The 18,696-nt window shown below is 73.4% G+C and carries 20 protein-coding genes; 6 read left to right on the top strand and 14 right to left on the bottom strand.

Going from position 1 to position 18,696, the window contains the following annotated elements; translation table 11 throughout:
* Nucleotides 1–93: 93 nt before the first annotated feature.
* Entirely contained in the window at nt 94–564 is a 471-nt protein-coding gene (locus tag ACZ44S_RS15135) for a cation:proton antiporter regulatory subunit (protein WP_037941000.1), read from the top strand.
* Nucleotides 565–568: 4 nt separating this feature from the next.
* Entirely contained in the window at nt 569–1,816 is a 1,248-nt protein-coding gene (locus ACZ44S_RS15130; RefSeq protein ID WP_466928731.1) for a cation:proton antiporter, read from the top strand.
* Nucleotides 1,817–1,843: 27 nt separating this feature from the next.
* Here ACZ44S_RS15130 and ACZ44S_RS15125 read toward each other — a convergent pair whose 3' ends face one another.
* From ACZ44S_RS15125 to ACZ44S_RS15110, 4 genes are all read right to left on the bottom strand, one after another.
* On the bottom strand, nt 1,844–2,923 hold the full coding sequence (locus ACZ44S_RS15125; protein ID WP_466928729.1) for a DNA polymerase III subunit beta family protein: 1,080 nt from the start codon (nt 2,921–2,923) through the stop codon (nt 1,844–1,846).
* A gap of 69 nt (nt 2,924–2,992) precedes the next feature.
* Nucleotides 2,993–3,790, bottom strand: coding sequence for a hypothetical protein (locus ACZ44S_RS15120; RefSeq protein ID WP_466928727.1), 798 nt, complete (start codon nt 3,788–3,790; stop codon nt 2,993–2,995).
* On the bottom strand, nt 3,777–4,445 hold the full coding sequence (locus ACZ44S_RS15115) for an ABC transporter ATP-binding protein (RefSeq protein WP_466928724.1): 669 nt from the start codon (nt 4,443–4,445) through the stop codon (nt 3,777–3,779). The genes ACZ44S_RS15120 and ACZ44S_RS15115 overlap by 14 nt, the downstream gene beginning before the upstream one ends.
* A gap of 11 nt (nt 4,446–4,456) precedes the next feature.
* Nucleotides 4,457–5,101, bottom strand: coding sequence for a TetR/AcrR family transcriptional regulator (locus ACZ44S_RS15110; RefSeq protein ID WP_466928721.1), 645 nt, complete (start codon nt 5,099–5,101; stop codon nt 4,457–4,459).
* 146 nt (nt 5,102–5,247) lie between these two features.
* On the opposite strand from ACZ44S_RS15110, the gene ACZ44S_RS15105 reads away from it, so the two are divergent.
* Nucleotides 5,248–5,553, top strand: a complete 306-nt coding sequence (locus tag ACZ44S_RS15105; protein WP_466928719.1) for a hypothetical protein — start codon at nt 5,248–5,250, stop codon at nt 5,551–5,553.
* On the opposite strand, the gene ACZ44S_RS15100 is transcribed toward ACZ44S_RS15105, so the two are convergent.
* Nucleotides 5,519–6,007, bottom strand: coding sequence for a hypothetical protein (locus ACZ44S_RS15100; RefSeq protein WP_466928716.1), 489 nt, complete (start codon nt 6,005–6,007; stop codon nt 5,519–5,521). The two genes, ACZ44S_RS15105 and ACZ44S_RS15100, sit on opposite strands and share 35 nt — an antisense overlap.
* 223 nt (nt 6,008–6,230) lie before the next feature.
* A complete protein-coding gene (locus ACZ44S_RS15095) occupies nt 6,231–6,623 on the bottom strand; it encodes a DUF5997 family protein (RefSeq protein WP_190163548.1) in 393 nt (130 codons plus the stop codon).
* A 58-nt stretch (nt 6,624–6,681) separates the two neighbouring features.
* Between ACZ44S_RS15095 and ACZ44S_RS15090 the strand changes: the two genes are divergently transcribed.
* Complete coding sequence (locus ACZ44S_RS15090) at nt 6,682–7,446, top strand: LysR family transcriptional regulator substrate-binding protein (RefSeq protein WP_466928713.1); 765 nt, start codon at nt 6,682–6,684, stop codon at nt 7,444–7,446.
* An 18-nt stretch (nt 7,447–7,464) separates the two neighbouring features.
* Here the strand turns inward: ACZ44S_RS15090 and ACZ44S_RS15085 are convergent, their stop codons facing one another.
* The 3 genes from ACZ44S_RS15085 to ACZ44S_RS15075 form a co-directional block, all read right to left on the bottom strand.
* On the bottom strand, nt 7,465–8,214 hold the full coding sequence (locus ACZ44S_RS15085; protein ID WP_466928711.1) for a DUF4142 domain-containing protein: 750 nt from the start codon (nt 8,212–8,214) through the stop codon (nt 7,465–7,467).
* A gap of 311 nt (nt 8,215–8,525) precedes the next feature.
* On the bottom strand, nt 8,526–9,221 hold the full coding sequence (locus ACZ44S_RS15080) for an HAD family hydrolase (protein WP_466928709.1): 696 nt from the start codon (nt 9,219–9,221) through the stop codon (nt 8,526–8,528).
* A gap of 19 nt (nt 9,222–9,240) precedes the next feature.
* Nucleotides 9,241–9,717: an Lrp/AsnC family transcriptional regulator gene (locus ACZ44S_RS15075; RefSeq protein WP_190163749.1), complete on the bottom strand. Its 477-nt coding sequence runs from the start codon at nt 9,715–9,717 to the stop codon at nt 9,241–9,243.
* Between the two features lie 203 nt (nt 9,718–9,920).
* Here ACZ44S_RS15075 and ACZ44S_RS15070 point away from each other — a divergent pair, with 203 nt between their 5' ends.
* Nucleotides 9,921–11,408 carry an FUSC family protein gene (locus tag ACZ44S_RS15070; RefSeq protein WP_466928707.1) on the top strand — a complete coding sequence of 496 codons (1,488 nt, stop codon included), beginning with the start codon at nt 9,921–9,923 and terminating at the stop codon, nt 11,406–11,408.
* A 107-nt stretch (nt 11,409–11,515) separates the two neighbouring features.
* Nucleotides 11,516–12,547: a lactonase family protein gene (locus ACZ44S_RS15065; RefSeq protein WP_466928704.1), complete on the top strand. Its 1,032-nt coding sequence runs from the start codon at nt 11,516–11,518 to the stop codon at nt 12,545–12,547.
* 81 nt (nt 12,548–12,628) lie between these two features.
* Here the strand turns inward: ACZ44S_RS15065 and ACZ44S_RS15060 are convergent, their stop codons facing one another.
* The 5 genes from ACZ44S_RS15060 to ACZ44S_RS15040 form a co-directional block, all read right to left on the bottom strand.
* On the bottom strand, nt 12,629–13,549 hold the full coding sequence (locus ACZ44S_RS15060; RefSeq protein WP_466928701.1) for a sirohydrochlorin chelatase: 921 nt from the start codon (nt 13,547–13,549) through the stop codon (nt 12,629–12,631).
* Nucleotides 13,550–13,667: 118 nt separating this feature from the next.
* The gene (locus ACZ44S_RS15055) at nt 13,668–14,639 is read right to left on the bottom strand and encodes an N-acetylglucosamine kinase (RefSeq protein WP_466928699.1); all 972 of its coding nucleotides are present in this window, start codon (nt 14,637–14,639) and stop codon (nt 13,668–13,670) included.
* Nucleotides 14,636–15,313, bottom strand: coding sequence for a uracil-DNA glycosylase (locus tag ACZ44S_RS15050; RefSeq protein ID WP_190163540.1), 678 nt, complete (start codon nt 15,311–15,313; stop codon nt 14,636–14,638). The genes ACZ44S_RS15055 and ACZ44S_RS15050 overlap by 4 nt, the downstream gene beginning before the upstream one ends.
* A gap of 73 nt (nt 15,314–15,386) precedes the next feature.
* Nucleotides 15,387–16,541, bottom strand: coding sequence for a WD40/YVTN/BNR-like repeat-containing protein (locus tag ACZ44S_RS15045; RefSeq protein ID WP_466928697.1), 1,155 nt, complete (start codon nt 16,539–16,541; stop codon nt 15,387–15,389).
* 60 nt (nt 16,542–16,601) lie between these two features.
* Nucleotides 16,602–18,608 (bottom strand): HEAT repeat domain-containing protein, encoded by a 2,007-nt coding sequence (locus tag ACZ44S_RS15040; protein ID WP_466928695.1) that lies wholly within the window; start codon nt 18,606–18,608, stop codon nt 16,602–16,604.
* Nucleotides 18,609–18,696 lie beyond the last annotated feature (88 nt).

Here is an 18,696-nt window from a genome sequence, read left to right as displayed (position 1 = left end):
GTGAACCACCATCGTCGTGCGACGACCGGACGGGCACCCCCGACCGACGACACAGAAGAATCTGGAAGGGGACGGGCTGTGCCTGCTCCACGGATGAGCGCGACGCCGCTGCCGGGCATCGGCGTGAAATACGACCTCACCACGCGTGAGCACGAGCACTTGTCCGTGATCGCGCACCGCGACGGTGCCCGCACGGTCAACGTCTACCGCTCCGACGACCCGGACGCCTGCGCACGGTCGCTGCGTCTGACGGTCGCCGAGTCGGCCGCGCTGATCGACGCCCTGATGCCCGCCCACCACAGCCCCAACCTGCTGCACACCACCGACCTGGGGCTGGTCGCTGAGCGCATCGAACTGTCCTCCGTCTCCCACTGGAACGGCCGGCTGCTGGGCGAGACCCGCATGCGCACCGACACCGGGGCGTCGATCGTGGCCGTGCTGCGGCGCGCCGAGGCGATCCCGTCGCCCGCGCCGGACTTCCGGCTGGCCGGCGGGGACACCCTGATCGTGATCGGCACCCGCGAGGGCATCGAGGCCGCCGCCGAGATTCTCGGGCGGGAGTGAGCGCGTGCATTCTTCCGCGATCTTCCTGATCGAGTTCGGCGCGATCATCCTCGGGCTCGGCCTGCTGGGACGTCTCGCCGGACGCCTGCAGTTCTCCCCGATCCCCCTCTACCTGCTGGCCGGCCTCGCATTCGGCGAGGGAGGACTGCTGCCGCTCGGCGCGAGCGAGGAGTTCGTCGCGATCGGCGCCGAGATCGGCGTGATCCTCCTGCTGCTGATGCTCGGCCTGGAGTACACGGCCAGCGACCTCGTCTCCAACCTCAAGACGCAGTACCCGGCCGGTCTCGTGGACATGGCGCTGAACGCCCTGCCCGGCGCCGCCCTGGCCCTGCTCCTCGGCTGGGGCCCGGTCGCCGCCGTGGTCCTGGCCGGCGTCACCTGGATCTCCTCCTCCGGCGTCATCGCGAAAGTGCTCGGGGACCTCGGACGGCTCGGCAACCGGGAGACCCCGGTCATCCTCAGCATCCTGGTGCTCGAGGACCTGGCGATGGCCGTCTACCTGCCGATCATCACCGCCCTGCTGGCCGGTGTGAGCCTCGCCACGGGCAGCGTCACGCTGGCCATCGCGCTGGGTGTCGCCGGTCTTGTGCTGTTCGCCGCCGTCCGCTACGGCCGGGTGATCTCCCGCTTCGTCTCCAGCGACGACCCGGAGAAGCTGCTGCTGGTCGTGCTGGGCCTCACCCTGCTGGTCGCGGGACTCGCCCAGCAACTGCAGGTGTCGGCGGCGGTGGGCGCGTTCCTGGTGGGCATCGCCCTGTCCGGGGAGGTCGCCGAGGGCGCGCACAACCTGCTGGCGCCGCTGCGGGACCTGTTCGCCGCGGTGTTCTTCGTCTTCTTCGGCCTGCACACCGACCCCCAGTCGATCCCGCCGGTGATCCTGCCCGCTCTCGGGCTCGCCGTCGTCACCGCGCTGACGAAGATCGCCACCGGCTACTGGGCGGCCCGCCGGGCCGGGATCTCCCCCAAGGGCCGCTGGCGCGCCGGCGGCACTCTGGTCGCCCGCGGCGAGTTCTCCATCGTCATCGCCGGACTCGCGGTCACCGCCGGTGTCGAGCCGGACCTCGGCCCGCTGGCCACGGCGTACGTCCTGGTCCTGGTCGTCCTCGGTCCCCTCACGGCCCGTTTCACCGAGCCCATCGCGCTGCGCCTGGCGCGCAGCCGCACGGCGGCGGCCGACGCCGTGCCCGCACAGAACACGACGCCGGCCGCGGAGACGCTGGAACCGGTGGAGGACAGCGGCCTCGAACGCTGACGCCCCGCCGCCCGCCTCGACGGGCCCTCAGTTCTCCAGCCGTACCGGCATCAGCAGCGAGAACGTGTGCTCGTCGTCCGGGCGGCGGATGGCCAGGGGCGCCGTTGGGGCGCCGAACTCCAGGACCAGCCGGTCACCGGCCCCCGCGGCGAGGGCGTCCAGCAGGAACGCGCGGTTGACGGCGACGATACCGGCACCCTCGGCGCCGTCACCGGCCACCGTGACCGACCCGTCCTCCGACACGTCCAGCACGGTGAGTTCGCGGCACTCGGCGTCCTGGCCGTCGTGGGCGCGGACGGGGCCCGTGCGCACCGCCGTCTCGAAGGCCGTCACCTCCACGACGGCGCGCCGCCCCTCCGGGAGCCGGACCAGGCGCCGGTAGTCGGGGAAGTCGTGGCCGAGACACTGGCCGGCCGTCTGCCGGTTCCCGGTCTCCAGGGTCACGCGGTCACCGTCCACGGTGAGCCGCATGTCGTTCTCGCCGTCCAGCAGCGCCCGCATCGCGTCGGCGAGGGGGAGGGGCACGGTCGCCTGCACCCGGGGCCCGTCGTGGCCGCGGGCGCCGGCGCGCGCCACGGCCATCCGGTACCGGTCGGTGGCCACGACGTGCAGGGCATCGTGCTCGATGTCGACGTGGATGCCGGCGAGCATCGGCAGCTCCGGGTCGGTGCCGGCCGCGAACCGGACCGCGTCCAGTGCGGCGGCCAGACCGGGGCCGGAGACGGACAGCCGGGCGGGTGTGTCGGTGCGGAGCGGGGTCATGGGGTTCTCCCTGTGGTCCAGTAGGGCTCGGAGTGCGGAGAACGCGTCGCGGGCGTCGGTCAGCCCCTGTTCCAGACGGCGCAGATGGGCCTCGAGCAGCCGCCGTACGAGACCGGTGTCGGCGCCCGTCCAGCCGGCCAGCACCAGCCGGACGTCCGCCAGCGGCATGCCGGCCCGGCGCAACCGGGCCAGCAGCCGTGCCTCGTCCAGCTGTCCGGGGCCGTACCAGCGGTAGCCGCTGACCGGGTCCACGCGGTCGGGGACCAGCACACCGGCGCGGTCGTAGAACCGCAGGGCGCTCACGCCCAGCCCACTGTCCCGGGCCATCTCACCAATGCTGCGCATCTCGCTCTCCACACCCGCAACCCTGATCCCTCGACAAGGTCGAGGGTCAAGCCAGGCCCCTGGGGCCGCTCACCTCGCGCGGTTCCGGCTGCGGGTCCTGATCCAGAACACGGCCAGTCCCACCGCACTGAACGCGGCCGCCCACAGCAGCCCCAGCGCGAGATGCCCCCAGAGGGCGGTGCCCCCGAAGGCGCCGCCCGCGGCGAACTGCATGGGGCCGAAGGAGGGGAACCACTGCAGCGCGGGCTCGTTGGCCAGGGGATTGCCCAGCGGGTTCTGCAGGAACGTGTCCATCAGCCCGCCCATGATGATGAGGAAGAAGCCTTCCAGATCGCGCTTGACCACCACCCCGAGCAGCAGGCCGAGCGCGCCGTAGGTGAGCGCGATGACCGTGTAACCGGCGAGTACGGCGCACCAGCCGCCCGCCGAGGGGCGCCAGAAGAACAGCACCGCCAGCGCGGTGTAGAGGGCGATCGCGGTGGCCACGACGACCACGGCCAGCGTCTTGGCACCGATGAGCGTGGCCTGTCCGTAGCCCGCGAACACCAGCCGCCGGTCGAAGGCCAGCGCCTTGCGCACGGCGTCGAAGACCACGAAGCCGGCGATCATCGTGACGCAGTTGAGCCCGGCGGTGATCAGTGTCAGCCGGCCGCCGTCGACGCGCAGCACGTCCCCGGTCGCGAACAGCTTGAACTCCAGCACCTCGCCCCCGGCCAGCGCGTCCATCAGCAGGTACCAGGCGGGCACGAACAGCACGAGCAGCAGTCCGGCGAGCCGGTTGCGGGTCTGATCGCGCACCGAGAAGCGCAGGGCGGTGGGAAACTGCCGGTACGCCACTGGCGGTTGGCGGGTGTCAGACGTCCGCACGGTGCGCCTCCTCCGTGCTCGTCGCCGTGGACGTACGGGTGACGAGCCGTCCGTCGACGAGGTCGGCCAGGAGGTCGAAGCGCTCCTGCTCGAAGACGAGATGGGTGATGACGACGATCGCCTTGCCGCGCGAGCGCAGCTCCTCGGCCAGTTCCCAGAAGCGCAGATACGTCTCCCAGTCGAACCCCTGGTAGGGCTCGTCCAGCAGCAGGACGTCCGGGTCGTGCAGCAGGGCCAGGGTGAGATTGAGCTTCTGCCGGGTGCCGCCGGACAGCTCCCCGGTCACGGTTCGCAGGTAGCGCTCGAAGCCCAGCCGCCGGACCAGCTCGAGACCGCGCTCCGGTCCCGGCAGTCGCTGGGCCGCGGCGAAGTACCGCAGATGCTGTTCCACGGTCAGGCTGCCGTTCAGGATCGGCTCCTGGGGGCAGTGTCCGAGCGTGCCGTGCAGGATCACCTCGCCCCGGTCCGCGGCGAGAACTCCCGCCAGCGACTTGAGCAGGGTCGACTTCCCGGCGCCGTTCTCGCCCACCACGGCGACGAGCCGGCCGGGCGTCACGGTGAGGTCGACACCGCGCAGTACCTGATGGGTGCCGTAGGACTTGTGCAGATCACGCGCCTCGAGCGCGGGTGGTGCCAGTACGGTTCCGGGCGGCATGCACACTCTCCCTAGATCGTTGGGGGCGCCTCTCCTTGCGGCGTCGCGTTCAGCCCGCCCGCGTAGATGCTCAGCATCTCCGGGGCCCAGCGGGCCATGCCGTCGGCGGACAGCGGGTCGGTGCCCAGGGCGTCGGCGAGATGGTCGCGCAGCAGGAAGACCGCCAGGTCGTTGGCGAGCAGCACGGCCGTGCGGACGGCCGGGTCCCGGCCCGGGGCGGCCAGTCCGGCCGCCGTCAGCTCGTCGAGCGTCCGGCGGCTCAGCTCGAACAGCCGCCGGAACAGCACCCGGCCGGTCTCGGATCCGCTGAGCAGCAGCCGCCGCAGGTAGCCGGGCAGGGGCGAGTCGGCCGGCAGATGCCGGGCGAACACCTCGCTGAGGGAGGTGGCGCCGGCACCCGGATCGAGCAGCTTCTCGCCGCCCTCTTCGGTCAGTTCGCCGAGCATCGCCGCGAACACGGCCAGGACGTGCCGGTCGACCTCCTCCCGCAGTCCGTCCTTCGATCCGAAGTGGTGCACCACGAGGCTGGCCGACACACCGGCCGCCCCCGCGATCTGCCGCACGGTCACCGACTCCGGCCCCCGCTCGGCGAACAGTCGCAGTGCCTCGTCGCGGATGACGGCCCGGGTGGTCCGGTCGTCCTGGATTGAACGCATGTACAGCATGTTAAACGCTTGTTCAGTCACCTGTCCAGGGTGAGCCGCTCCGGGGCGTGCGGCCGTGCGGGTGACGGCCTCACCCGACCGGGCGGATCTCGGAGACCACCGCGTACCACCGGCGCACGACGGCGCGTTGCTCCGGCATGGACAGCACTGGGACGGCGCGGCGCCTTCTCGGACATGACGCCGCACGCCGGACGTACGCCGAACTCACCAGCGGGTACGCGGGGCACACGCCGATCTACGCGACGCTCGTCGCGGAGTGGCGGGCCAGAGGTCACACGGTTCCGGGGCACCGCGACGGCCTGTGGGCCTCCTTCGCCGCCGCGACGGCGAGCGGGCGCGCGACGGTGCTGCCCGTGCCCTTTCCCGTCCCCGTGCTGCGGCCGCCCGCCGAGTACAGCCGCGAGGACGTCACCAGCAGTCCGGCACCGCGGGCTCCGCGCTGACCGGCGCCAGCACGGCGAGCGTGCCGGTTGCCCGGCGCAGGGCCAGCTCGAGCGGAACGGGTGCGTGCAGCGTGCCGGTGCCGTCCGGAGGGACGAGCCATTCGAGCCGGCCGGCGGGCCGGTACGGCGGCGGGACGGCGACCCAGGACCCCCGGCCGACGTGCCGCACCCCGAACCCCACCCACTCACTGACCGGATCGGGCGGCAGGAAGAACCCCACCCTGCGTGCCGTGACGTCCACCAGCGTCGGTCCGGGTGCCTTCAGTGGATCACGCCACAGGATGTCGAGGGCGAGGAGGCCGAGCCGGTCGGGCACGCTGAGCACGTCCCAGTACCGGCCCGCCGCGAGCAGCACCGTCCCCTTGCCGTGGTCCCACTGCCGTTTGCACTCCTGGGGATCGGTGGCCGCCGCGGCCAGCCATTCGACGGCTTGCTTCCACATGACGCTGTGCATGTCCCACCCCGGGCGCGGTCGGCTGCGCCGCTGCGGGCGCGTGCGGTACGGGCCATGTTGATAGATATTTCTATCCATCGGAAGGGGTGGCGCGGGCTGGCGTTTTCGGCCGCCCGGGACGCGGACACCGAAGAGCCGGGGGAGACGAGAACACCCCCGGCCGGGAGATCCGGCCGGGGGTGGGTGCACGCCCGCGCACTCGGGTTTCAGAGGCGTGCCCGAGTCAGTTGCCGCGTTCCGCGCGCTCCTGGTCGCGCTTCTTGAGGCGCGCAGCCTCCTTGCGGACCTCTGCCTGGGTGGCGCGCTCCCGCTCCAGCCACTCGGGGCGCTCCTGCTTCAGCGCCTCGATCTGCTCGGTGGTGAGGGGCTCGGTGACTCCGCCGCGCGCGAGACCGGCGATGGACACGCCCAGCTTCGCCGCGACCACCGGGCGGGGGTGCGGTCCGTCACGCCGCAGATCCCGCAGCCACTGCGGCGGGTCCGCCTGGAGCGCGTTGAGCTCGGCGCGCGAGACGGCACCCTCCCGGAACTCGGCGGGGGTGGCCTCGAGGTACACACCCAGCTTCTTCGCCGCGGTCGCGGGCTTCATCGTCTGGGTGCTCTGGTGCTGCGTCATGGCGTCCAGGGTATCGAGCGTGTGCACCGCCGCCGACCACGGCCGGTAACCTGGCCAGGTGACAGGCTCGGAAGTGTCCCCCTCGTTCCGGCTCGTGTACGTGCCCGGCGTGATGCCCGACAAATGGGTGCGCGTCTGGAACGAGCGGCTGCCCGACATCTCGCTGACCCTCACCCAGGTCCCCGCCGACGCGGCGCAGGGGCTGCTGCTGGGCGGTCAGGCCGACGCGGGCCTCGTCCGGCTGCCCGTCGACCGTACGGTGTTCAGCGCCATTCCCCTCTACACCGAGCAGACGGTCGTCGTGGTGCCGAGGGACCACCTCGTCACGGCGGCCGACACGGTGTCCCCCGAGGACCTCGCCGACGACATCGTGCTGCACCCCCTCGACGACGTCCTCTCCTGGGAGAGCCTGCCGGGACGACCCGCCCTGGAACGTCCGGCCACCACGGCCGACGCGATCGAGCTCGTCGCGGCCGGGATCGGCGTACTCGTCGTACCGCTGTCGCTCGCCCGGCTGCATCACCGCAAGGACCTCACCCACCGGCCGCTCACAGCGGCCCCCGAGTCGAGTGTGGCCCTGTCCTGGCCCGAGGCGGCGACCACGGACCGGGTGGAGGACTTCATCGGGATCGTCCGCGGCCGCACCGTCAACAGCACCCGCGGCCGGGCGCAGCAGCCGGCGCGGGAGAAGAAGGGCGGGCGGAGCGACGGCGACGCCCGGCGCCGGCAGCCGGCCGGCGGGTCCGCCGGCCGCGGCCGCCGGTCGGGCGCCGGAGGCACGACGAAGAACCCGCGGCGGGGCAGGCCCCGCCGCGGGTCGTGACCGGACCGGTCCGCCGCCCTACTTGACCGTCGGGGACGGTGACGGGGCCGGCGAGGCCGTGTTGAGGTCCTCCAGCTCCTCGGGGATCTCCAGCGCGAGGACCTGCGCACCCGGCTGCGGCGCAGGCGGCGTCACCGCCTCCCGCGGCATCTTGGGCGGGCTGGTCTGCTGGAAGTTGACCTGCTCGTGATTGACCAGGCCCGTCTTCTCCAGCACCGTGATGTGGTCGAGCACCGTGTCGTTGGCCTGGTCGGCCAGCTGCCGCACCAGGGTGTTCCTGGTGTTGGCCCGGATGTTGGCGATGGCCGGGAAGATCTGCCCGTGCGTCACGCGCATGATGTTCACCGCCGTGGAGTCGAACTCCTTGCCGCTGGTGGCCTTCACCGTCTCCACGAACCCCTGCTGCTGCGGCGACGCCACGTTCGGCAAGGTGATGCCGAGCTCCACGGAGATCTTGCGGCAGGACGCGTCGAGGCGGCCGTGGCCGACGACCAGATGCTCGCCGGCCTCCTTCATCTCGGGCGTCGTCCCCCGCTCCATCGCCAGCAGCCCCAGCGGGTGCTCCCACAGTCCGGCCGCGCGCACCTTGACCACGAAGTCGCGGTCGGCCTCGGTGAGCGGGCCGTAGTTCGTGTTGGCCACCACCCGGTCCGGCTTGGACGATGTGTTCTGTACGCCCAGCATGGTGGGATAGGCGAGCGCGGTGAGGGTGAGGATCATGGCTCCGCCCACGAACGCGGTTCCTGCCGTGCTGCGCGAGATGCGCATCGTGCCTCCTGGGATATGAACGGCCCAACAGCAGGAAGTACGGACGTCAGGCGCGAGACAATCACCGTCCGGGAAAGAATTTTCGGTCGCCGTGGAACGCGTGGGCGGCCTTCCGCGTCACCGCCGTCCCCGTCGGCGCGGCCCACCGGACCGGCGTTCACCGGGGACCGCGGGCGTGTGACCAGCGCGCTTCCGCCTCACAAGGGCCTCGCCGTGCGGACCTGGGCGAACGGGGCCGTGCCGGAGCCACCCGGTGGCCCCGGACGGCACGCGAGCGAACGTGCCCAAGATCACATGCCGGCGGGTCTCCGTCAGGAGCGCGGGCGGGTGTCCGCGAGCCAGGCGTGCGCGGCCCGCGCCGTGAACTCCGCCTGCCCGCCCGGCAGCAGCAGACCGGCGGTGGCGAACTCCGGGGCGTCGGCCTGCGCGGCGACGTACGGGACGGCGATGCAGCGCATCCCGGCCGCGTGCGCGGCGGCGGCGCCCGGCGCGGCGTCCTCGAGGACGACACAGTCGGCCGGGTCCGCGCCGAGCCTGCGGGCCGCCTCCAGGAAGACGTCGGGGGCCGGCTTTCCGTGCGCGACCTCGTCGGCAGGGACGACGGTGCGCAGATACGCGTCCAGGCCCGTCCCGGCAAGGATTGCCCCGATCGCCTCGGGCGAGGAACCGGAGGCCACGGCCATCGGGACGCCCTCGGCCGCCAGCAGCTCCACGAACGCCCGCATCTCCGGGTACACCCGTGTCGAGGCGCCGGCCAGCCTCAGATAGTGGCCGTTCTTGACGGCGAGGAGTTCCTCGACCGGGGCCGACAGGCCGTACCGCCGCCTCCAGTCGGTGATCGTCTCCCGCGTGCTGATCCCGACGTAACGCTCGTGCTCCGACCAGGAGAAGTCCGGGACCCCGTACTCGGCGAGCGTCTGACGCCCGGCCACGTAGTAGTTCGGCTCGCTGTCCACGAGCGTTCCGTCGAGATCGAAGATGACCGAGAGAGTGCCGAGCGTGCTCATGGGACCAGGATGGCAGGGCTCACTTCCGCACCGTCCGGCCGATCGACTCCACCAGTGGCAGCAGCCGGTGCGGGACGCGCTCGCGCAACGCCACCTCACTGCGCGTGCGGACCACGCCGGGCAGACTGATCAGCTTCTGGACCACGTCCTCCAGATGGGCGTTGTCGCGCGCCACGACCCGGGTCAGCAGATCACCGCCGCCGGTGATGGAGAACGCCTCGACGATCTCCGGTACGGCGGCGAGCGCCTCACCCACCTCGTCCAGGTGCCCCTGGGTGACCTCGATGTGCACGAACGCGAGCACGGGGTGCCCGAGTGCGGCGGGGGAGAGGGCGGGCCCGGTGCCGGTGATGACGCCCTCCCGCTCCATCCGGTCGAGACGGGCCTGCAGGGTGCCGCGGGCCACCCCGAGAATCCGGGCGTACTCGCGCACGCTGGTGCGCGGCCGCGTCAGAAGCAGCCGCAGGATGCGGGTGTCGAGCTCGTCCACCGCCATGAGGTTCCTGGTTCCCGCGTCGGCCATTGGCACGTCGATGGCCGTGGAAGTGCCGTCAGTACTGTACCAATGGCCCACTTTCACATGAGCCAGTTGAGCCACTGGTGGTGGAGATGCTGATATGGATGCGTCGATGGCGCTGCGGACCCCGCGGCGCCTTTTTCATGCCACGGTGCACACCATCACATCCCAGGGGGCGGTACGTGCTGAAGAGGGTGTTCATGGCTCCGGACCCCGGCCGCACGCGGCTGCGCTTCGCGGCGCGGGCCGTGCTCGGTATCGGGCTGGCCGTCGTCGTCTGCGGCCTGGCCGGACACTCGCTCACCGGTGCCGTCACCGGCGGGCTCGCCGCGCTGCTCGCCCTGTTCACCGTCACCGATGCCACGGTCCGCCAACAGGCCGTCACCACGGCGCTGCTGCCCGCCGCCGGCCTGCCGGTGCTCGCCGCCGCGGCCGTGCTGCACGACCACCCCGTGGCACGTGACCTCACCTTCCTCGCCGTCGTGGGGCTGGGCGTGTACGCCCGGCGCTGGGGTCCCCGCGGACACAGCCTCGGCGTGTTCGCGTTCATGACGTACTTCGTCGCGCAGTTCCTGCACGCGCGGACGGCCCAGCTTCCCGAGCTGTACGCCTCGGTCCTGCTGTCCGTGCTCGCCGCGGCCGGGGTGCGCTTCGGACTGTGGTGCTACGAACGCCGGCTCCCCCCGGCCGTCGTACCGGCGCCGCCCGCAGGCACCGGGCTGGCCCGGGTGACCACCCGCCAAGCGGTCCAGGCGACCGCCGGGGCGGGATTCGCCCTGGTCGTGGGCCAGCTGGTGTCCGGACAGCGCTGGTACTGGGCCGTCGGCGCCACCTGGTGGGTCTTCGTCAACACCACGTCGCGCGGCGAGACCCTGGTACGCGGTTTCCGGCGGGTGCTGGGCACCGTCCTCGGCATCGGCCTCGCGCTGTTCGTCGCCGTTCCCGTCCACGGGGAGGGGGCGCTCACGGCCCTGGTCGTCGCCGTCTCCGTGTTCGGGATCTTCTACACCGCCGCCGTGTCCTACACCTGGATGATGCTCTGGGTGACGGTGCTCGCCGCCATGCTCTACGGCCTGCTGGGCGTGCTGTCCCCCGGGCTGCTGGCGCTGCGGCTCGTGGAGACCGGCGTCGGCGCGCTCGGCGCCGTGCTGGCGGTGGCGTTCGTCCTGCCCGTGACCACGCACAGCATCACCGACACCTGGATCCAGCGGGCCCTGCGCTGCGTCCACGCGTGCACGGCCGAGGCCGCCGCGCGGCTGGCCGGAACTCCCGGCGCCGATCCGGCACCGCTGGTGACGGAGCTGGAGCAGCTGCTCGCCCGGGTGCGCCTCTCGGTCGCCCCGCTGGTGCACCCGCTGAACCCCATGCTCGGCCGCAAGCGGCGAGCCCGCCGGGTGCTCGCCCTGCTGGACGACTGTGCCCGGGAGATCCGCGGGCTCGTCGCCGTCGCCGCCGACCCGGAGGCCTCGCACGACGTCCGGCTGACCGCCGCCTGCTGGCGGGTGGAGGCCGCGGTGGAGGCGCTCACCGGCGGCCGGGACTTCGCGGCACGCACGGCACCTGCGGCCTCGGAACCCGCCCTGGCCCATCTGCACGGCCTGGAGCGGGCCCTCGCCGAACTCGCCGCGCCGCTGCGGGCACCCTCCGGGTCTCCGCAGGTCGGTGCCTGATCCCGCTCGGGACGCGCGGAACGACCCACGGCTTCCTCTTGGTCTAGACCTTCCGTGATCGACTGCTACCGTCACCCCGGGTCTGCATCCAACGAGAGGGGACAGTCGTGGCGGACGGCAGACGGCGGGCGTTCATCGGATCGTTCACGGCCGCGGGCGGCCCGGGCATCGTCACCGCGACCGTCGACCCGGGCAGCGGTGCGCTGACCCTCCTGGGCAGCGTGGACGCCGTGTCCGATCCGTCCTGGCTGGCCCTGTCGCCGGACGGGCGCATGCTGTACGCGGTCAGCGAGACCGCGGAGGGTGCCGTGGCCGCGTTCCGGGTGACCGGGAGCGGACCGGAACCGGCCGGGCGCGCGGTTCCGGTGGACGGCAGCGGTCCGGCCCATCTCAGCCTCTTCGCCGGTCACGTCCTCACCGCGAACTACGGATCCGGCAGCGTGAGCGCCGTACCGGTGCGTCCGGACGGCTCTCTCTCGCGCGCCGTCTCCGGGGTGCTCCGGCACAGCGGCTCCGGCCCTCATCCGCAGCGCCAGCAGGGCCCGCACGTCCACCAGGTGCAGCCCGACCCCAGCGGCCGCTGGGCGGTGGGCGTCGACCTCGGCACGGACTCGGTGCGGGTGTGCACCCTGACCGGCGGCGCTCTCGTGCCGCACCGGGAGATCGCCCTGCGTCCGGGCTCGGGACCGCGCCACCTGGCCTTCCACCCGGACGGTGCCTGCGCGTACGTCCTCAACGAACTCAGCCCCTCGCTCGTCGTCTGCCGCTGGGAAGCCGCCGACGGCCTGCTGAAGCCGCTCGCCGAGATCCCGGTCCTGCCCGGCACCCCCGCCGGCGACGCGTATCCCTCCGGTGTGGCCGTCTCGCCCGACGGCCGCTTCGTGTGGACCGCGACCCGCGGCGAGGACGTCCTCTCCGTGTTCGCGGTCGAGGCGGGCGGCAGGGCGCTGACCCCACTCGCCACCGTGTCCTGCGGCGGTCGCTGGCCTCGCGCGATCACCGCCTGGGACGGGGTGCTGTACGTCGCGAACGAGCGCTCCGGCGACGTGACCTGGTTCTCGCTCGACCCGGACACGGGAATGCCGCGGCGCGGCGGCTCCGTGCCGGTGCCCGCCGCTTCCTGCGTGGTCCTGGGCTGACCGGCGCCCCGGTCACGACGAAGGGCCCGCCCCGGACATTCCGGAGCGGGCCCTTTCGGCGTCCTGCGTGACCCCGTCGCCTCAGTGGGCCGGGGTGCTCTGCGCCTGCTGCGGGGCGATGCCCAGCGCGGTCGTGTACTTGGCCAGCGCCAGCTTGCCGATCGCCGGGTACGGGCCGAGCGCCTCGGCGGCGGAGCATCCCGCCTCCTTCGCGGCCTCCTCGATCAGGCTCGCGTCGATCTCCGGGCCGATCAGGTACGGCGCCAGCGCCAGCTGCTGCGAACCGGAGCCGCGCAGCTGCTCGGCCACGGAGGCGATGGAACCCTCCTGGTCCAGGGCGGCCGCCATCACCGGCACGGCGAGGCGCGCGGCGAGCAGCATCCCGGTGATCCCGGCCGCCTGCACGGCCTCGTCACCGCCCACGGAGGCGAGGATGATGCCGTCCGCGGCGGTCGCCACGGTGAACAGCCGGGCGCGGTCGGCGCGGGCCAGGCCCGCCTCCGACAGACGGACGTGCAGAGCCTCGGCGAGCAGCGGGTGCGGGCCCAGCACATCGGTCAGCTCGGCGGCGACGCGGCTGTCCATCACGGCCTGGCGGACCTGGCGCAGCAGCGCGCTGTCCGGGCCGGCGAGCAGGGGCACGACGACGGCGACGGGGCCGTCGGGCTCCTTGACGTCCAGGCCGACGGCACGGGCCTGCTCGAAGCGGGCCGTGCGCTCCTCGGCCGCGTGCGCGAGGACGGACGTCAGCGACGGGAACTCGTCATCGCCTTCCAGATGGCCGATCCGGGCGTCCAGACCGGGCAGCTCGGAACGGGCGATGCTGACGACCTCGTCGGCGAGCGAACGGGTGGCACTACTGGGCGTACCCGGCACGGCGAGGACGAGCGCGGGCGCGTCCTCGGGAGCCACCAGGGGTTCGGGACGGCGGTGCCGTCCGGGCTGGCGGGGGCGCGGCATTCGTACTGGCAGGCCGGACGCGGGCCCAGTGGGGGTGCTCATGTTGCGGCATGTTAGTGGCTTCCTGGGCTCCCCTGTTCGGGGAGGGGGCAGGTGAGCGGTATCCGTCCGGTTTTGTCTGGAGAGTTACGTACGGGCGCCGGTTGCGCGAGTGACGTTCTCACCGGTCGTACGTCACGCTCAGCAGCTTCTCGTCACCCGGAAGAGCGAAGGAATCGCTGGTGAGGTCCTCCGCGATACGTACCGCCCCGTGCAGCGGATCACCCTCGGCCCTGATCCGCCGCGCCGACGGCAGCCGCTTCACCAGTTCCTCGTCCACGGGATCGAGCAGCACGGCCCCCATGCCGAACAGTCCGCCGGTGAGGCCGACCGCCGGCTCGCCTCCCGCCGGACACACCGCCGCCGCCGAGTCGGCCATGTGCCGGGCCGCCGCGCGCAGGATGCCCGCGGCGACGGGGTCGCCGCCGGCCGCGCACTCGCCGACCCGCGGGGCGAACGACGCGAGCACGGCCGGCCGGTCGCTGCGGGGATACACCAGGCCCGGCAGTCCGGTCACCGGCCCGAACACCTCCTCCGCGCTCTCCAGCAGCCGGACGGAGCCGCCCCCGCGCCCGTCATGGGCGCGCAGCGCCGCCTCCAGACCCGCCCGTCCGATCCAGGCGCCTCCGCCGCAGTCGCCGAGCAGATGACCCCAGCCGTCCGCCCGGCGCCAGCCCGTCAGATCGGTGCCGATCGCGATGAGGCCGGTGCCCCCGGCGATCACCGCACCGGGCCGCGGCCCGAGGGCACCCACATAGGCGGTGACGGCGTCGGCGGCCAGCACCAGCCTCCGCACGCCCAGTTCCCGGGAGAGCGCGCCCGGCAGTTCCGCGCGCAGGGCGTCCCCCAGACTGGCCAGCCCGGCCGCGCCGACGGCGGCCGAGTCCAACCGCCCGACACCCGCCTCGGAGCACAACGCCCGTGCCATCGGGACCAGTTGTTCCAGGAAGTGTTCCGGGTCGATGCCATGGGTCCCGGTCCGCACCGGCTCCTTCGACGCGGTCCGGGCCAGCGGACCGCGTCCGCCGGCCCCGACGACGACCCGCAGACCGGAGCCCCCCGAGTCCACGGCGAGGAAGCCGGTCCCGGTCACGGCAGGCGCCAGTCCACCGGCTGGCCGCCCTGACGGATCAGCAGGTCGTTGGCCCGGCTGAACGGGCGCGAGCCGAAGAACCCGCGGTCGGCGGACATGGGGGACGGATGGGCGGACTCCACCGCGGGCAGATTCCCCAGCAGCGGACGGCAGTTGCGGGCATCGCGCCCCCACAGGATGGACACCAGCGGCTTGCCCCGTCCGGCCAGCGCCCGTATCGCCTGCTCGGTGACCTCCTCCCAGCCCTTGCCGCGGTGGGCGCCGGGCTTGCGCGGAGCCGTCGTCAGCGCCCTGTTGAGCAGCAGCACCCCCTGCTCGGTCCACGGCGTGAGATCGCCGTTCGACGGCTGCGGCAGGCCGAGGTCGGTGTTCAGCTCCCGGAAGATGTTGACGAGGCTGCCGGGCAGCGGCCGCACCTCGGGCGCGACCGAGAACGACAGCCCCACCGCGTGGCCCGGGGTCGGGTACGGGTCCTGCCCGACGATCAGGACGCGTACCTCGTCGAAGGGCTGCTGGAAGGCCCGTAGGACGTTCGCTCCGGCCGGGAGGTAGGTGCGTCCCGCGGCGATCTCCGCGCGCAGGAAGTCCCCCATCGCGGAGACCCGTTGGGCCACCGGTTCCAGGGCCTTCGCCCAGCCTGCTTCGACGATTTCGTTCAAGGGTCGTGGTGCCACGGGCGTCACCCTACTGCGGCGACGGCGGTGGAGATCAACCAGTGGCCGACACCCGGCGCGATCGCCCTCCGGCTCATCCCACGACCGCGGCCCGCACGCACAGCACGTCCGGCAGGTGTGCCGCCAGCTGACGCCAGCTGTCGCCGTCGTCGTCCGACGCGTACACCTCGCCGTTGCGGTTGCCGAAGTAGATTCCGGCCGGGTCCGCGCCGTCATGACACATCGCGTCACGCAGCACCGTGCCGTAGTGATCGCCCTGCGGCAGCCCCGCCGCGAGCGGCTCCCAGCTCCGGCCCGCGTCCGCCGTACGGAAGACCCGGCAGCGGCGGTCGGCCGGCACCCGGTCGGAGTCGGCGTTGATGGGGAACACGTAGGCGGTGCCACCGCGGTGGGGATGGGCCACCACCGCGAAGCCGAATGTCGACGGCAGCCCCTCGCCGATGTCCGTCCAGTGCCCGCCCGCGTCGTCGCTGCGGTACACCCCCCAGTGATTCTGCAGATACAGCCGGTCCGGGTCCGCCGCGTCCCGGGCGACCTTGTGCACGCACTGCCCGAACTCCGGGTTCGGGTCCGGCAGGAACACCGCGGACACCCCGGAGTTGGCCGGGGCCCAGCTCGCGCCGCCGTCCAGGGTGCGGAACACGCCCGCCGTGGAGACGGCCACCGTCACGGCCCGCGCGTCGCGCTCGTCCGTGAGCACGGTGTGCAGGCCCTCACCGCCGCCGCCCGGCATCCACTTCGCACGCGTGGGGTGCTCCCACAGCGGCCGCACCAGCTCGAAGGACTCCCCGCGGTCCTCCGACCGGTAGAGCGCGGCCGGCTCGGTGCCCGCGTACACCACGTCGGGTTCGGCCGCGGCCGGGTGCAGCTGCCAGACCCGCTCCAGCGAAGCCCCCGTGTCCTGGGGGAACTTGACGGCGGGCCGAGCCGGTTCGGTCCAGCTGCGGCCGAGGTCGTCGGAGTGGAACACCGAGGGACCCCAGTGCGCACTGTCGCCGCCGGCGAGCAGTCGGGGGCTCGCCCCACGGGTGTCGATCGCGACCGAGTACACGGCCTGCGCGTTGAAGTAGGGACTTTCGTCGAACTCCCAGGCGCCACCCCGCCGGCGCCCGATGAACAGACCCTTGCGGGTGCCCACGGCGAGCAGTACCTCGGTCATGCCGATCACCTCCGCGACGTCGTCCTCGACGTCCTGATTCCGGACACGGGTCAGTGTGCACCCCACCACTGACAGTCACCCCAGCAACGGTCTCCGCCGCAGGTCGGCGCGGTGCGGCGGCCCGTACGCCTACGCGAGCGCCAGCGCCTGCCGGCACGTCCGCAGCAGCTCCTCGTCGCCGTGGATGTCGTGGCTGCCGTAGCCGCCGGAACCGGCGGTGTGCCGTCGCGGCGAGGCCGCCTCCGCCCGCAGGAGGCCGTGCAGGGGCGTCCCCGCAGGGCCCAGCCGCACCGCCAGTGCGGCGGTCGGACGGCGGGTGTGCGGGTTCTCGGCCCAGGCCGCGCACAGCACGTCCACCGCCGTCTCCGGCTCCCCGGCGACCTGCCACAGGGCCTGCGCGGCGGACGTCCGCTCCCACAGGTCGGCGGACCGGGTGAGCCGCCGCAGCCCGGGCAGGCCGGGGCGGCCCGCGGGACCCAGCCGCCCGAGCGCCTCGGCAGCCGCCCTGCGGGCACGGCCCGCGGGGTCCTCCAGCGCGGCGAGCAGGACGGGCAGGACCGCTTCCGGGTCGCCCTCCACCGCCCACAGGGCCTCCGCCGCCGCCACACCGCTCTCACCGGGCAGCAGGGAACGCAGGGCCGGTATCGCCTCCCGTGCGGCGGCACCGGACGCGGCGACAAGGCGCAGCGCGGACGCCACCAGCACGTCCCGCAGCCGGAGTTCCCCCGGCATGCCGTTCAGCATCCGTACGGCCACCGGCACCGCCTCGGCGTCGCCGAGCGCCGTCAGTGCGGGCAGCAGGGAGCCGGCGCGTGCGTGCAGGTCGTCCGCGTCGAGCGGGAGTGCCGCCAGCCGCCGCCGCAGTGCCGGCGCGAGAGGGGCCGCGGCAGGCCCCAGAGGGACGAGGGCGTGTCCCACGTCGTCGGGCACGACGGGGCCCGCGAGCACGTCGGCCAGGAACGGGACGGCCCGTGGGTCCCCGGTCCTCGCGAGCGTCTTCAGCGGGCGGCCCAGGGTCGGCGCCCCGCGCTCCCATGTGTGCACGCTCAGTTCGGGGTGGTCCGTCAGGAGAGCGTGGAGGTGGTCGGCCGCCGGCGCGGCCAGTTCGAAGAGTTCCTCGAGGGCGGCGACCGCGGCGTCGCGCAACCGGTCGTCGTCCGCGGCGAGCTGGGCGCCGATCAGGGCGACCGGCTCCGCGTAGTCGGCGCGCCAGGCGCGGAACAGTCCCGGGGACATCCACACCGCGTTGCACCGGTCGACCGGATCGGGGCACGCCAGCTGTCCGGACAGCAGGGCGATCCGGTCGGCGACCCGGCCGTCGAGGGCGTTGTGCAGGGTGCGCAGCAGCTGGGACCCCTCCTCGTCGGAGGGGCGCAGCCGGCGCAGCCGGCCGATGAGGGTGTCCGTGGCCGGGCCGTCCGGCTCGCCGGGGACGGCGGGCCGCTGCCTCGCCCGCTCCCTGAGCAGCCGCAGTACCGTCGGCACCGGTTCGGCGGGCAGCCGCTCGGGAGCGCACCCGGCGAGCTGGCCCAGCGCGGCGAGCCGCAGCCCGGGACCGTAGGGCGGCGCGCTCTGTGCCGCCAGCAGTTCCACCGCCCCGTCGGCCCACCGGGGGTGCCGCCGGGCGAACCGGCCCAGGCTCCCGGTCAGCGCCAGCAGCACGCGGTCGTCCCGCTCCACGGTGACGCGCTCCCGCAACAGGCCCAGGACACGCTCCGGTTCGTCGAGAAACCGCACGACCGCGCCGGCCGCCGTCCGCCGCACCGCGGCGTCGGGGTCCCCCAGCAGCCCGGCGAAGACGCCGGCCCCCGCCCGGACCGCGGACCGGGCCCGTGCGTACGGCCCCTCGACGTCCTCCTCGCCCTCCCCGCCGATGCTGACGAGCAGCTCCACGATGCCCGCCCGGTCCCGGACCTCTGCGCGGACGGCGAGCGCGAAGAGGAACGGGATGCTGGCGAGCGTCGAGTCGTACACATCTCCCTGGTGGTGCACGGCGCCGTACATCCCGTCGAGCGCGGTCTCCCGCTCGGCGGCGTCCGCGGAGGCCAGCCCCCGCAGCAGCCGGGGGACGTCCTCCGCGCTGCCGTACGCATGCCGCATCGCGGCCCAGTCGACCTCGTCGATCCCCGTGAACACGGTGTCCTCCTCCTGCGAAGGTGACAACTGCCCGTGAGTCTGCACCACGGCACCGACAACGAAGCGCAGCCGAGAGGTGACGGTGCGC

It is taken from the genome of Streptomyces malachitofuscus, assembly GCF_055571035.1.
This window is presented reverse-complemented; position numbering and strand designations above follow the sequence as displayed.

What these genes read in the sequence shown, in the direction of transcription:
- ACZ44S_RS15135 (WP_037941000.1), top strand. Translation starts at nt 94, where the DNA reads ATGAGCGCGACGCCGCTGCCGGGCATCGGCGTGAAATACGACCTCACC.
- ACZ44S_RS15125 (WP_466928729.1), bottom strand. Translation starts at nt 2,923, where the DNA reads ATGCGCAGCATTGGTGAGATGGCCCGGGACAGTGGGCTGGGCGTGAGC.
- ACZ44S_RS15115 (WP_466928724.1), bottom strand. Translation starts at nt 4,445, where the DNA reads ATGCCGCCCGGAACCGTACTGGCACCACCCGCGCTCGAGGCGCGTGAT.
- ACZ44S_RS15110 (WP_466928721.1), bottom strand. Translation starts at nt 5,101, where the DNA reads ATGCGTTCAATCCAGGACGACCGGACCACCCGGGCCGTCATCCGCGAC.
- ACZ44S_RS15105 (WP_466928719.1), top strand. Translation starts at nt 5,248, where the DNA reads ATGGACAGCACTGGGACGGCGCGGCGCCTTCTCGGACATGACGCCGCA.
- ACZ44S_RS15100 (WP_466928716.1), bottom strand. Translation starts at nt 6,007, where the DNA reads ATGCACAGCGTCATGTGGAAGCAAGCCGTCGAATGGCTGGCCGCGGCG.
- ACZ44S_RS15095 (WP_190163548.1), bottom strand. Translation starts at nt 6,623, where the DNA reads ATGACGCAGCACCAGAGCACCCAGACGATGAAGCCCGCGACCGCGGCG.
- ACZ44S_RS15085 (WP_466928711.1), bottom strand. Translation starts at nt 8,214, where the DNA reads ATGCGCATCTCGCGCAGCACGGCAGGAACCGCGTTCGTGGGCGGAGCC.
- ACZ44S_RS15080 (WP_466928709.1), bottom strand. Translation starts at nt 9,221, where the DNA reads ATGAGCACGCTCGGCACTCTCTCGGTCATCTTCGATCTCGACGGAACG.
- ACZ44S_RS15075 (WP_190163749.1), bottom strand. Translation starts at nt 9,717, where the DNA reads ATGGCGGTGGACGAGCTCGACACCCGCATCCTGCGGCTGCTTCTGACG.
- ACZ44S_RS15060 (WP_466928701.1), bottom strand. Translation starts at nt 13,549, where the DNA reads ATGAGCACCCCCACTGGGCCCGCGTCCGGCCTGCCAGTACGAATGCCG.